Annotated in this window: 15 protein-coding genes; 6 read left to right on the top strand and 9 right to left on the bottom strand. The window is 71.3% G+C overall.

Going from position 1 to position 12,866, the window contains the following annotated elements; translation table 11 throughout:
- Positions 1–6: 6 nt before the first annotated feature.
- The 3 genes from ABD269_RS10450 to nadE form a co-directional block, all read right to left on the bottom strand.
- On the bottom strand, positions 7–318 hold the full coding sequence (locus ABD269_RS10450) for a hypothetical protein (RefSeq protein WP_344117505.1): 312 nt from the start codon (positions 316–318) through the stop codon (positions 7–9).
- 147 nt (positions 319–465) lie between these two features.
- Entirely contained in the window at positions 466–1,890 is a 1,425-nt protein-coding gene (locus ABD269_RS10455; protein ID WP_344117506.1) for an alpha/beta hydrolase family protein, read from the bottom strand.
- Positions 1,891–2,015: 125 nt separating this feature from the next.
- A complete protein-coding gene (nadE, locus tag ABD269_RS10460; RefSeq protein WP_344117507.1) occupies positions 2,016–2,846 on the bottom strand; it encodes an ammonia-dependent NAD(+) synthetase in 831 nt (276 codons plus the stop codon).
- 376 nt (positions 2,847–3,222) lie between these two features.
- Here nadE and ABD269_RS10465 point away from each other — a divergent pair, with 376 nt between their 5' ends.
- Complete coding sequence (locus tag ABD269_RS10465; protein WP_344117508.1) at positions 3,223–3,384, top strand: hypothetical protein; 162 nt, start codon at positions 3,223–3,225, stop codon at positions 3,382–3,384.
- A gap of 22 nt (positions 3,385–3,406) precedes the next feature.
- Here ABD269_RS10465 and ABD269_RS10470 read toward each other — a convergent pair whose 3' ends face one another.
- Positions 3,407–4,069 carry a response regulator transcription factor gene (locus tag ABD269_RS10470; protein ID WP_344117509.1) on the bottom strand — a complete coding sequence of 221 codons (663 nt, stop codon included), beginning with the start codon at positions 4,067–4,069 and terminating at the stop codon, positions 3,407–3,409.
- Positions 4,021–5,964 carry a sensor histidine kinase gene (locus tag ABD269_RS10475; protein ID WP_344117510.1) on the bottom strand — a complete coding sequence of 648 codons (1,944 nt, stop codon included), beginning with the start codon at positions 5,962–5,964 and terminating at the stop codon, positions 4,021–4,023. The genes ABD269_RS10470 and ABD269_RS10475 overlap by 49 nt, the downstream gene beginning before the upstream one ends.
- 239 nt (positions 5,965–6,203) lie before the next feature.
- On the opposite strand from ABD269_RS10475, the gene ABD269_RS10480 reads away from it, so the two are divergent.
- A complete protein-coding gene (locus ABD269_RS10480) occupies positions 6,204–6,869 on the top strand; it encodes a VC0807 family protein (RefSeq protein WP_344117511.1) in 666 nt (221 codons plus the stop codon).
- Positions 6,866–7,606 (top strand): SDR family NAD(P)-dependent oxidoreductase, encoded by a 741-nt coding sequence (locus ABD269_RS10485; protein WP_344117512.1) that lies wholly within the window; start codon positions 6,866–6,868, stop codon positions 7,604–7,606. The genes ABD269_RS10480 and ABD269_RS10485 overlap by 4 nt, the downstream gene beginning before the upstream one ends.
- 27 nt (positions 7,607–7,633) lie before the next feature.
- Here ABD269_RS10485 and ABD269_RS10490 read toward each other — a convergent pair whose 3' ends face one another.
- The 4 genes from ABD269_RS10490 to ABD269_RS10505 form a co-directional block, all read right to left on the bottom strand.
- Positions 7,634–7,945 (bottom strand): putative quinol monooxygenase, encoded by a 312-nt coding sequence (locus ABD269_RS10490; RefSeq protein WP_344117513.1) that lies wholly within the window; start codon positions 7,943–7,945, stop codon positions 7,634–7,636.
- Positions 7,946–8,101: 156 nt separating this feature from the next.
- Entirely contained in the window at positions 8,102–9,169 is a 1,068-nt protein-coding gene (locus ABD269_RS10495; protein WP_344117515.1) for a FecCD family ABC transporter permease, read from the bottom strand.
- A complete protein-coding gene (locus ABD269_RS10500; protein WP_344117867.1) occupies positions 9,166–10,140 on the bottom strand; it encodes a FecCD family ABC transporter permease in 975 nt (324 codons plus the stop codon). The genes ABD269_RS10495 and ABD269_RS10500 overlap by 4 nt, the downstream gene beginning before the upstream one ends.
- A 77-nt stretch (positions 10,141–10,217) precedes the next feature.
- The gene (locus ABD269_RS10505) at positions 10,218–11,306 is read right to left on the bottom strand and encodes an iron-siderophore ABC transporter substrate-binding protein (RefSeq protein ID WP_344117516.1); all 1,089 of its coding nucleotides are present in this window, start codon (positions 11,304–11,306) and stop codon (positions 10,218–10,220) included.
- Between the two features lie 171 nt (positions 11,307–11,477).
- Here ABD269_RS10505 and ABD269_RS10510 point away from each other — a divergent pair, with 171 nt between their 5' ends.
- The 3 genes from ABD269_RS10510 (at position 11,478) to ABD269_RS10520 (ending at position 12,848) form a co-directional block, all read left to right on the top strand.
- Complete coding sequence (locus ABD269_RS10510; protein ID WP_344117517.1) at positions 11,478–11,924, top strand: SRPBCC domain-containing protein; 447 nt, start codon at positions 11,478–11,480, stop codon at positions 11,922–11,924.
- On the top strand, positions 11,921–12,271 hold the full coding sequence (locus ABD269_RS10515; RefSeq protein WP_344117518.1) for an ArsR/SmtB family transcription factor: 351 nt from the start codon (positions 11,921–11,923) through the stop codon (positions 12,269–12,271). The genes ABD269_RS10510 and ABD269_RS10515 overlap by 4 nt, the downstream gene beginning before the upstream one ends.
- A gap of 76 nt (positions 12,272–12,347) precedes the next feature.
- Complete coding sequence (locus ABD269_RS10520; protein WP_344117519.1) at positions 12,348–12,848, top strand: SRPBCC domain-containing protein; 501 nt, start codon at positions 12,348–12,350, stop codon at positions 12,846–12,848.
- The last annotated feature ends 18 nt before the right edge of the window (positions 12,849–12,866 follow it).

Consider the following 12,866-nt stretch of genomic DNA (forward strand, 5'->3'; position numbering starts at 1 on the left):
CTGCTGTTACTTCTGGACTCCGCTGCCCGGGTGGATCACCCGGGGCGCATTTCCGGCCGGGGCGGTCCCGGTGCCGGGCTTGCCCGCGTCGACGACCTTCGGGGTATCGGCGGGCTTTGAGACGTCGGGCTTCGACGCGGCCTGCGGGGTTGCCGCGTCCCCGGTCGTGGTGACCTTCGGTGCGGCGGGGGCCGGATTCGCGCTCGAGTCGGCGACGGCCTGTGCGGCGAAGCCGCCGCCCAGCAGCAGCGCGACCCCGGTGACGGCACCCAGGACCCGGGGGCGGGGACGGTAGTTCCACTTGGCGTGCAAAGACATGAGGTTCTCCCGAGCAAGTGACGGAAACACGGTCTGGAACAACAGCTGAAGGGCGCCTTCAACTCATCAGACGTGCGGCACCCCCCGAGGTTGCGGCCGCATCCGAGAAACTTCTCGTCCATCAACTCGGCTCACGGTCGACGCTCGTCATGGGAGCAGCAGCCCCCAGGAGAGCGCCCAGGGGATGAAGAGCAGCCCGCCGGCGAGGAGTATCGCGAGCCGGACGGCGCCGCCGCCGTCCCGCCTTCGCCACCAGAGGGCGGCGGTCGCCACCGTGGCGGCCACCGTGGTCGCGGCGAGGACCTGCAGGCCCAGCCAGGGCAGGGTGCGGCCGCCGAGCAGTGGGCCGAGCGTATACCCGCCGGTGTCGGCCACCAGAAACACCAGATAGAGGAGGCTGAGACCGGTGCCGGCCAGGCCGGTGGCGGCGAGCAGCCGGGCCGGGGCCCTCACCGCGGGTGCGGTGCGGCGGCCCATGAGACGGCGGGTGGCCGCTGTCGCCGGATAGGACGCGAACGCGGCCAGCAGGGCCGTCGCCGCGGCGATCTCGAGGCCTACATTGATCGGCGCCAGTGGGCGGCTCGCGGTGAGCTGGTGCGGAGTAGGGGAGGAAGTGCCGAGCCCGGGCGGCGGGGTGTGGCTGGGGTCGTTGATCCAGCCGGCCACCAGGTCGGCCGCGCCCGGGATCTGCGTGGGGGTGTGGGGGAAGCCGTCGTCGGTCGGTGTGTGCAGGTCGTGGTTGCCGGGCAGGAATCGGACGGTCACCTGGCGGTTGCCGCCCTGGGCGAGCGCCGCGGAGATCAGCCGGGTGCTCTCGGCCGGCACCGCCTGCCGGTCCCGGTCGCCCCACAGCAGCAGCACCGGCTGGCGGAGCCGACGCCAGGCGGGCAGCGGGTCGTAGTCGGCCGCCGGGTACAGCCCCGCCGACGACACCAGCCGCAGGGCACGGTTCACGGCGCCGGGCATGGAGCCGGACAGGCCCGCATGCCGGAACAACTGCTCGTCGGTCCAGCCGGTCTGCCGGGCGGGAGGCAGCCCGGCAGCGCCGATCGTCACGACGAACCGGACGTCCTGCGACTTCGCGGCGGCCAGAGACACCGCCCAGGCCCCCTCGCTCAGCCCCCACAGGCCGCTGCGGGCAGGGTCGACGCCAGGCTGCCGGTCCAGGGCACGCAGAGCGGCCAGCGCGTCGTCGCCCAGCTGCGCGTAGTCGTGGTGGAAGGTCGAGTAGCCGACGGTCCGCTTGTCGTAGACGAGGGTGACGACGCCGCGCCGGGCATAGCTCTCGGCCTCCGGGCGCAGGGCAGTGGTGGCGGGGGTCGCGTGCGCGGCGCTGGTGGAACCACCGACCATCACCAAACCGGGCCTACGGGTCGCCTCGGCAGGGGAGTTCGAGGGGGCGAAGACGGTGCCGTGCAAGGTGATCCCGCCGGAACCGGTGAAGGAGACGGAGCGGGTCGTGACCGGTGCGGGAGCCGGTGGGGCGGCGGCCGCGGTGCCCGTCAGCAGTGCGATTGCCGCAACAGCCGTGGCTGACGCAGCTGCGACGGATCGAAGTATTCGAGGGCGCATCCCTCTACTCTGCTGCGCACCATGCGCCTGTCCCATCCGGTCAACCCCCCTGCAGGAGCGGGGGTTTGCCGCGCATGGCCCGGGGGATTGCCCCCGGGTCATGCAAGGACACCAGGAAGAGACTGTTAGGGGGCGGCGGGCAGCTGTCGCTTGTGGTCGGTGAGGCGGTAGCGGCGGACGATCGTCTCAAAGGCCCGCTCGTCCACCGGTTTGCCCTCCAGGAAGTCGTCGATGTCGTCGTAGGTGACACCGAGCGCGTCCTCGTCGGCCTTGCCCGGGTCGAGGGTCTCCAGGTCGGCCGTCGGGATCTTCCACACCAGCTCGGCGGGCGCGCCCAGCGCGTCCGCGACGGCGCGCACCCGGCGCTTGGTCAGGCCGGTCAGCGGGACCAGGTCGGCCGCGCCGTCGCCGAACTTGGTGAAGAAGCCGGAGACCGCCTCGGCGGCGTGGTCGGTACCGACGACCAGGCCGTTGTGCGCCCCGGCCACCGCGTACTGGGCGATCATGCGCTGCCGGGCCTTGATGTTGCCGTGCACGAAGTCCTGGTGGTGGGCGTCGCGGAAGCTCACGTCTGCGGCCAGCGAGGCCGCGAGCGCGGCGTCGCTCGCGGGCTTGATGTCCACGGTCAGCACGTGGTCGGCCCGGATGAAGGAGAGCGCGAGCTGGGCGTCGTGCTCGTCGGCCTGGACCCCGTAGGGCAGCCGCATCGCGTAGAACCGCGCCTCGTGCCCGGCGGCCCGGGCCCGCTCGACGGCGAGCTGGCACAGCCGGCCGCTGGTGGTGGAGTCGACGCCGCCGCTGATGCCGAGCACGAGGGAGCGCAGACCGCTGGAGGTCAGCCGCTCGGCGAGGAACGCCACCCGGCGTTCGATCTCCCGCTCGGCCTCGAAGGTCTCGGCGACCTGGAGCTCCCGGGCGATCTCCTGCTGCAGGGCGATGGACGCCGACGCGCTCACGTCTGCTCCTTGTTCCGGTTCACGATGTGCTGTCGCGACCACCCTACCTGGTGCTCGATTCATCACGTTATGGGCATGTATCGGCATTGCGGTTGGTGGGTTGGGGAGTGGGAGCCTGCCCCACGCCTGTGGGAGGGCGAGCCGCACGTGCCCACGAGATCCAGGCGGACCTGCCGACACTGCTGGACAGCGTGCGGGCACCGGACTGCGTCCGGGACCTCGTGGCGCACTAGCGACGCACGTCCCCGGGCGTCGCGTGAGCCGGAACACGAAGCTCACCAGTTTGATGGGCAGCACTGAGTCGGGCACTTTCCGCATGCCGCGCGCTGATGCCCGCCCCTGGCTCGCTTCGCTTTCCGGTGACCGTAGTCGGCCAGTGGGCGGAGCGGGTCCCGACGGTGTGGCGGAGCGGGAGGAAGGACTCGCTCTCGGCATCGACAAGCCGCCGGGCAGCCTCCACGCCGACGTGGTGAACGTGGACATCCGTTGGGAAGGCCAGGACACTGCGGTCGTCACCTTCAAGACGCTCGACTTCTAGGCCTGCCTCAACCTGCCGGGTCTCAACGCTGGTGACCGCGTTGGCCGTTCAAGTATGCCAGTACGGCCAGCACCCTCCGGTTCGTGTCGTCGGACAAGCCGAGGCCGAGCTTGCCGAAGATGCTCGCCGTGTGCTTCCCGACCGCGCCCTGGCTGACGAACAGTCGGGATGCGATCGCGGTGTTGGAGCATCCCTCGGCCATCAGTGTCAGCACATCGCGTTCCCTCGGTGAGAGCGTGGCGAGCGGTGCGTTGCGCGCGTTGCCGGCCAGTAGTTTGGCGATCACCTCGGGGTCCATCGCGGTGCCGCCGGCGGCGACCCGGCGCACCGCGTCGATGAACTGCTCCGCGTTGAACACCCGGTCCTTGAGCAGATAGCCGATCGCACCGGCGCCGTCGGCCAGCAGTTCGCGGGCGTAGAGCTGCTCGACGTGCTGGGACAGCACCAGCACCGGCAGCCCCGGTTTCCGGCGGCGGGCGAAGAGTGCCGCTTGCAGACCCTCGTCGGTGAACGTCGGCGGCAGGCGCACGTCGACGATCGCGACGTCGGGCTCTTCGCCGATCAGCGCCCGTTGCAGTTCCGGTCCGCTCGCCACCGCCGCCACGATCTCGAAACCGTGCGCGGACAGCAGATGTGTCATGCCGTCCCGGAGGAGGTAGAGGTCCTCGGCGAGGACAACACGCACGGCAGCTCCATCGTCACCGTCGTCGGACCGCCTTGCGGACTGCTGATGGCAAGCCTACCGTCGAACGTCCCCAACCGGCTCTCGATCCCGCGCAGTCCGCTCCCCATGCCGGGGTCGGCGCCGCCTCCGCCGTCGTCCAGCACGGTGATGCGCAGGAGACCGCCGGTGTGCAGCAGCTCGATCCGGACGCGGTCGGCTCCGGAGTGCCGGGTCGCGTTCGTCAGTACCTCGGCGACCGCGAAGTACGCGGCCGATTCGACGGGCGGCTCGGCGCGGCCGTCCAGGTCCGCGTCCACCCGCACGTCCAGGGGGTTGTCCAGGGCGAGCGCCCGGATCGCGTCGACCAGGCCGCGCTCGGCGAGGACCGGAGGGTGAATACCGCGGATCAGGCCGCGCAGTTCGGCCAGGGCGTGCGCCGAGCTGTCCCTGATCTGCTCGACCAGCCTCTTGGCCTGCTCGGGATCCTTGTCGATCAGCGCCCCGACCGCGCCGAGCGAAATCCCTATCGCGACCAGCCGCGCCTGCGCCCCGTCGTGCAGGTCGCGCTCGATCCGGCGCACCTCGGCCGCCTGGGCGTCGGTGGCGGCCGCCCTCGTCTCGGTGAGCCGCTCGACCCGCGCGGCGAGTTGCTCCCGCTCGACGAGCAGCCTGGCCCCGGCCGTCGGCCGCAACAGCAGCGGCAGCCACCGGCTGTGCAGGCGCAGCAGGACCGGCGCGGTGCTCAGCCCGGCGAAGAGCAGCACCACGCCGCCCGCCAGGGCCGTCCAGACCGATCCGAACAGCTCGCCGTACCACGGTGAGTGGCTGTTGCCGAGCGGAACTTCGGCGGCGGGCAGCCCGAGTCCCCAGACGCCGTAGCCGATCATCGCGACGGGCAGCAGGAGAGGGACAGTGCCCACAATCGGCTGGCAGGCCAGCCACAGCAGGTCCCGCCAGGTGGCCGGGTCGTACCCCAACGACCGCGCCCGGCTGCTGAAACCGGCCCACCACGCCGACGGCGTCGCGGGCCGTTCGTCCTCCGGACCTGTGCCGCCCCCGTCGAGAACCGGCAGGTACGGCTCGGGCAGGTCGAGGCCGGACCATTCGCGGCCCTTGTGCCGGAACAGGTTCGGCAGCCACCGGGCCCATACCGCCACTCGCATCGCGATGAGGGGGCCGGTGAGTACGAACGCCAGCAGGCACACCGCCAACTGTGCTGCTGCCAAAGGCGAGAGGACGCCCAGCACGAGGCAGCGGAACGTCGACAGCAGTCCCTCCCCGAGCCAGTGCCGCCGGGCCCGGCCCCGCGCCAGCGCGGTGGCGGACGCCGGTCCCAGCAGCAGCTTCGTCCACGCGCCGTGCAGCCACAACGCCCTCGGCGCGATCACCGGGCCGAGCACGATGCCCGCCGCGCCGGTGACCCAGCCGAGCGGATCCCCTCCGTGGGCCCCGTACACCAGCGCACCCCAGAATCCCCCGCAGATCAGGGCGGCCGGCACGATCGCCAGCGCACCGCCGACCAGTGGGTCGGCCAGCAGCCAGGCCACGTCCCGCCAGGTCGCCGGGTCCTCCCACAGCCAGCGGGAGCGGCGCTCGAAGCCCGACATCCGCGCCGTCAGGAACAGGCGGCGGCCGTCGAGCGATCGGTGGATCCCGTCCGGCCCGGGTATCGGCGGTGCCGGTCTCGGGCGGTACGGGAGCGGAACCGGCACGCCGCACCACTCGCCGGCCAGCCTCCGCGCCAGGTTCGCCAGCCGACGGCTGCGCTCGGCGACGGGCGGGAAGAGGAGGACGAGGCCGACGCAGGCCGCGGCGATCGCGGCCAAGTGGGCCGCGAACAGCACCAGTTCGACCGGCCCCAGCGCGAACAGTGCAAGCCCCCGCACGATCGCCCGCGCATTGCCCCTGCCGCCCACGGCCCGCATCCCGCTGCGCCTCTCTGCCCGCCGGAGTTCCAGTCTCGCCCATCGCGCGGACCGGCGCAGTGCCCTTGGCCACCGGTCCGGGGTGGGGCTGGCACCACCCCGGGTCGGGCCATAGACGCATACCTCCGGCCCTCGCACGCTCCTAACTTCGGTAACAGCAAGGGACGTTTACGGCTTTTCGAAGTGACGAGGTGACAGCGATGACCCCACCGACGAGCACACACGCAGTGGTGGAAGACCCACCCACGAGCAGCAAGCCGGTCAACCCGCGACGCGACGCCGCCATCAATCTCGCCGTCAACGTCGCCGCACCGCTCGCCCTGTTCTACGGCCTGCGCGCGGTGGGAGTCGATCAGTGGCTGGCGCTGATGCTGGGAGTGATCCCGCCGGGCGTCCGGGCGGTGCGCACAGTGGTCGGGCAGCGGAAGGTGGACGCGCTCGCGCTGTTCACGCTGACCTTCCTCCTGCTGTCCGTCGCCGTGTCCTTCCTGACCGGCAGCCCGAGGTTCCTGCTGGCCAGGGACGGCTGGATGACCGGGGTCGCCGGGGCCTGGATCCTCGCGACACTCCTGCGGACGCCGTTCATCCAGCAGTGCGTGCTGTCCTTCATGACCGGTGCCGCGCGTGAACGCGCAGCGGCCAACTGGCAGATCTCGCCGACCTACCGGCACGTCATGCGGGTGGCGACCGCGATCTGGGGCGTCGGGCTCGTGCTGGACGCCGGGGTCCGGGTCGTGCTGGCGTACGCACTTCCGGTGGACCGGGTGCCGCTCGTCAACGGACTGCAGTACGCGGTGCTGTATGTGACTCTCGAGGTGGGCAGCCGGGCCTACCTGCGTCGCCGGAGTGTACGGGCCAGGGTGGAGGCCGAGTCGGGGCAGAGGTTCGGCGCATGACGAACGTGGTGTTGGTGACCGGTGGGGCAAGCGGCATCGGCGCGGCGGTGGTCAGGCGGTTCGCCCGGGCCGGTGCGCGCGTGGTGATCGCGGATGTGGACGAGCGTGCCGGCGCGGCCGTCGCCGAGGTGACCGGCGGGCTGTTCGTACCCACCGACGTCACCCGCGAACAGGACAACCAGGCCGCCGTCCGGGCTGCCGTGACGGCGTTCGGCGGCCTGGACGTGGTGCACCTCAACGCCGGGGTCGGCGGCGCGGGCGGGGCAGGCGAGGACTTCGACCTCCAGCGCTACCGGCAGACCCTGGCCGTCAACATCGACGGCACCATGTTCGGCATCCGCGCGGCGCTGCCGGTGCTGGCCCCGGCGGGCAGGGGCGCGATCGTGGTGACCTCCAGCCTCGCCGGACTGGCACCGGCCCCGTTCGACCCGGTCTACTCGGCGAGCAAGCACGCCGTCATCGGCCTGGTCCGCTCGCTCGCCCTCGCCTGGACGGAGTCCGGTGTCACGATCAATGCCGTGTGCCCGGGCTTCGTCGACACCCCGATGATCGCGAGCGTGCGCGACGCGATCGTCGGGCGCGGCCTCGCCGTCGCCGATCCCGCGCAGGTCGCCGAGGCGGTCGAGGCGATCGTGGCGGGCGGCGAAACCGGCCGGGCCTGGATGGTGCAGGCCGGACGGCCGCCGGAGCCGGTGGAGTTCCCTCGGGTCGACCTCAGCCGTGATGGTGCTGTGTGAAACGGCTGTGACCGGCAGTCGGGAGGCTCACCCGGCTACCCCGTCGTGCGCGCTACGAAGGCGCGCGCTGGGATGTACTTCACGCTCGATGCGCGGCATGATCTCCGGGATGTAGATCTTCTGGATGGCGTCGCCGGCGTCGTGAGCCTCCCAGTGGGCGCGGCTGGACCAGTGCTCGACGAGGACGAATCGGCCTGGTTCCTCGTGTGACTGATAGGCCTCCCAGCTGACGCAGCCGTCCTCTGCCAGACACAAAGGGCGCATCCGGGCCAATGCGTCGGCAACCAGGGCGATATCAGGGCTCTCGGAGACCCGGATGATGACGATGAGGTCGAACAAGGTGGCTCCTCAGGGGCGGGCTGAGCCTCCGTCGCCAGTGCGGAGGCCCGGATAGCCAGTGAGAATAAACGATCTTGCATCACTCTTGCCGACCTGCGGCCTCACGGAACCGTGTGCTCCGACCACGGTTCCGTGAAGGCCATGGCAAACTCCCGGTCAGCGCCCGGAGCCCGACCGTCCGAGCAGCCAGAGCAGATACGGCCCGCCGACCAGCGCGGTCAGGGCCCCGACCGGGATCTCCAGTGGTGTGAGCAGCGTGCGGGCCGCGAGGTCGGCGGCAACCACGATGACCGATCCCGTCAACGCGGAGCACAGCAGCGGCAGCTGTGGCGTGCGTGCGACGCGCTTGGCCAGTTGGGGGCTGGTGAGCGCGACGAAGCCGATCGGGCCCGCGGCGCCGGTGGCGCTCGCCGCGAGGACCACGCCGAGTACGGTCAGGCCCAGCTGAGTTCGTCGGACGCGGACGCCGAGCGCGGCGGCGGTGTCCGGGTCGAGGCCGAGCGGGCGGAGTGCGCGGCTCGCCCAGAACAGTGCGGGCAGGCAGAGCAGCAGGACGCAGCCGAGTGGCCCCGCCTGGGCCCAGCCCCGTCCGTTGAGGCTTCCCGTCAGCCACAGCTTGAGCTGCTCGGCGGCGTCCAGCTCGGAATCGGTGAGGTAGAGGTGGACGACAGCGGAGAGCGCGACACCGATTCCCACCCCGGCCAGCACGAACCGGCTCGGCTGCATGCCGCGCCGCCAGGCCAGCGCGTACACCAGACTCGCGGCGGCCAGCCCGCCCACCACCGACACCGCCGGCAGCGCACCCGGCGAGGCGACCGTCCCGGTGGCCAGGGCCAGTACGGTCGCGGCCGCCGCGCCATGCCCGACGCCGATCACATCAGGACTGGCGAGCGGATTGCGGGTCACGCTCTGCACGAGCGCCCCGGCGGCCCCGAGCGCGGCGCCCACCAGTGCCCCGAGCACGATGCGCGGCACGCGCAGCTCACCGACGACGAGCGCGTACGGGCCGGCGCCGCCGCGCAGCACATGCCAGACGTCGTACGGCGTCACGACGGTCTGCCCGAGGCACGCGGAAGCGAGCATGAGAGCCGCGAGCACGGCAAGAAGCACGCAGGAAACGATGGCCGAACGCCGGTGCAGCAGGAGGGAGACGGGGCGTCGGGCGAGCCGGAGGCGCAGGGTGGTGAGCCCCGCCGAGCGAGGGTAGGCCGTCGTGGCGGTCATGCCGGCATCCCCTTGCGGCGTATGAGAACGATCAGTACGGGCGCCCCGACGAGCGCCGTCATCACCCCGGCCGGGACCTCCGCCGGAGCCCGGACCACCCGGCCCGCCACGTCCGCGGCGAGCAGCACGGCCGCGCCGAGCAGGGCGGAGAGGGGAAGCAGCCGGCGATGGGCGCCGCCTACCAGGCGCCGGGCCAGGTGCGGGGCTGCGAGGCCGATGAACGCGATTGGTCCGGCGGCGGAGACCGCCGCGGCCGTGAGCACGGTCGAGCCCAGCGCCGTACAACCCCGTACGAGGTGGACGCGGTGGCCGAGTGCGCGGGCCGTGTCGTCGCCGAGGGCGAGCGCGTCGAGGCTGCGCGCGCAGGCCAGGACCAGGAGCGCGCCCCCGATCAGGAACGGCAGCATCCGTACGACGGTCTGCGCGTCGCGCCCGCTCAGTGAGCCCGCCTGCCAGAACCGGAACTGGTCGAGAGCCGAGGAACTCGATGTCAGGACGACGGTGGTGGCCCCGGTCGTCATCGCCGCGAACGCCGTTCCGGCGAGCGCCAGCTTGACGGGCGTGGCACCGCCCCGCCCGCGCGAGGCGATCGCGTAGACGACGCACGCGGCGACACAGGCCCCGGCGAAGGCGTACCAGACATAGCCGTCGAAGCTGCTCGCCAGGCCGAAGGCGATGGCGAGCACCACCCCGGCCGCCGCACCCTGGCTGAGCCCGAGAATCCCCGGATCGGCGAGCGGGTTGCGGCTCACGGCCTGCAGGGCCGCCCCGGCGACGCCGAGCGCGGCGCCCGCCGCGAGGCCGGTTTCCGTGCGCGGTACGCGCAGCGACCGCACCACCATCACGTTCGGGTCCGTCGAACTCCCGCCGTGCAGCAGGGCGTCGAGGACGGCGGAGAGCGGGACGGGGCGGGTGCCGACGGTGAGGCTGAGCGCGATTGCCACCGCGGTGAGGGCGAGGGCGACGACGATCCAGCCGACGTGTGAGGCGGCCGTACGCCGGGGTGGAGGAGCCGCCGTCGGCTTGGCTGTTGGGGAGGTTCGGAAGTTCACTTGCCGAGGTTCTCGGCCAGTTCACCGATGACCAGGCGCGCCGCGGCCGGGCCGGCGTTGAGGTACCACGGGTCGTCGTCGACCCGCACGGCGTGCCCGGAGCTGACCGCCTTCATCGACTGCCACAGCGGCCCGGTGACCACCTTCCCGGCATCGGTCTTCGCCTCCTTGCCCTGCACCGAGTAGAAGATCCAGTCCCCGTCGGCGCCGTCGATGCTCTCCGCCCCGATGTCCTGCGAGATCGCCTTGAACTGCTGAGACTTGGGGCGCGCGAGTCCCATGTCGGCGGCGATGGACCCGGTGAACGAGGACACACCGAACATCCGCGTGCGGTCGGGTGTGAAGCGCACCATGGACACCGTCGTGTCCGCTCCCTTGGCTTCCTTGATCTTCTTGCCGCGCGCCGCGGCGTCGCCGGTGAGGTCGTCGAGGAGCTTCTGCGCCTGCTCGCCCTTGCCGACGGCGGCGCCGACGAGGAGCAGGTCCCGCTTCCAGTTGATGCCCTGGCCCTTCGTCACCACGGTGGGCGCGATCTTCGCCAGCTTCGGGTACAGCTCGCCGAGCGAGTCGTTGGCCAGGATCAGATCCGGCTTCGCGGCGGACAGGGACTCCAGGTTGGGCGCGGTCCGCGTGCCGACGTCGGTCATCTCGGCGAGCTGCTGCTTGTACTGCGGGAAGGCGTCGCGCAGATAGTCGGGCACGAGCCCGGCGTTCTGGGCCCGGGTGGAGGCGGTGGGGACGAGCCCCAGGGACAGGAGGTCGTCCAGCTGTCCGGTGCTCAGCACGGCGATGCGCGCGGGCGCGGCGTCGATCTTCGTCTTGCCCTTGTAGTGGCCGACCGTGCGGGAGAACTGTCCGTCCTTCGCGGCGCCGGCCCCCATCCCCTCGGCGAGGGTGCTCGGCGCGGCGGACGGCCCTTCGGTCGCGCCCGCCACGTGGTTCCTGGAGCCGCCGGTGGTGCGCTCCTTCTTCGGCGAAGTGCTGTCGGCCTCCGACCCTGACGAACATCCGGCCAGCAGACCACCGACGACGGACACGGCCAGTACGGCCTTCAACCCCGACACACGCACAACGACTCCGATCACTTGCAAAGGTAAGCCTTACCTTAGTGCGTGGATGGGTGTGCGCATAAATGGGGCCTCTATTCACTAATTGGCCCGGTCGGGGTGCCTGAGTGCAACCCTGTGGTTGCACTTCCGGAATCGACGTGCAACCCTGAAGTTGCAATCGATGCTCGGCAATGAAGGAGGCGCGTCATGACCGCAGACCGGATCGAACGCGAAACGCTGATTGCGGCACCCCTGGAGCGGGTCTGGTCGCTCGTGGCCGAACCCGGGTTCTGGGTGGCCGACAAGGCAAGCCTGCCCGGCAGTGTGGCCAGGGAAGGCGAGTCGATGGTGGCCAGGAACCCCGAGTACGGCGACTTCCCCGTACGCGTGGAGAAGGTCCAGCCACCGACGTACCTGGCGTACCGCTGGGCCAGCGCCTTCCCCGGGCAGGAGCTGCGCGAGGACAACAGCACCCTCGTGGAGTTCACGCTGACCTCAGAAGGCGACAAGACGAGGCTCCGTGTCGTCGAGAGCGGCTTCGCATCGCTGGCCGGATCCGAGGAACTGCGCAGCAAGGCGGTGCGGGACAACACCGGCGGCTGGCCCCAGGAACTCGACGCCCTCAAGGCGCGCGCCGAACAGCCTTCCGTATGACGGACGAGGGCCGCGACGCCACAGAGGCGGTCAACAGCGTCTTCGCCGCACTGGCCGACCCGACGCGACGTCAGCTGCTGGATCTGCTCGCCGCACAAGGCGAGGCCACCGCGACCACGCTCGCCGAAGAACTCCCCGTCTCACGGCAGGCGGTCGTCAAACACCTCGCCGTCCTGGACGCCGCCGGACTGGTTTCCGGCAGAAAGGCCGGACGTGAGGTGCGGTACGCGGTGCGGCCCGCGTCACTCGACGCGACCGCACGGTGGATGGCCGCGCTCGCCTCCGACTGGGACCGGCGGCTGGCGAACATCAAGCGCGCCGCTGAGGGGCGGGGCCATACCGAATGAGTCACAGGGGGAGACGGAGAGCTCCATTCGACCCCGGATCCCGACCGGCACCCATCACAACATCGGAGTCACTCCCATGAAGAACGGCACCATCACCTACACCACCTACATCAACACCACGCCCGAGCACGTCTGGCAGGGCCTGACCGACCCCGAACTCACCGTCCAGTACTGGGGCATGCGCTTCGAGACCGACTGGAAGCCGGGCTCGGAAATGCTGTGGGACGAGCGCGGCGGCCGCTCGGCCGACCCGGAACAGGTCGTCCTCGACAGCACCCCGCACCGGCGCCTCGCCTACACCTGGCACACCTTCACCCCGGAGTGGGCCAAGGCCCTCGGCGTCAGCGAGAACCTGCGCGCCGAACTCGCCACGGAGCCCCGCACCCAGGTCGCCTTCGACATCGAGCCGACCGGCGGCATGACACGGCTGACCGTGGTCCACGACGGCTTCGACCCGGACGGTGTCATGATCGGCATGTGCAGCGGCACCTGGCCCCTGCTCCTCTCCAGCCTCAAAACCCTGCTGGAGACCGGCACCCCGCTCCCCGAACCCGACGCGCCCGTCCACGAAGGCTGAAGGAGAGCCCAGGACCGG

This window comes from Streptomyces blastmyceticus (genome assembly GCF_039521185.1).
GTDB lineage: Bacteria > Actinomycetota > Actinomycetes > Streptomycetales > Streptomycetaceae > Streptomyces > Streptomyces blastmyceticus.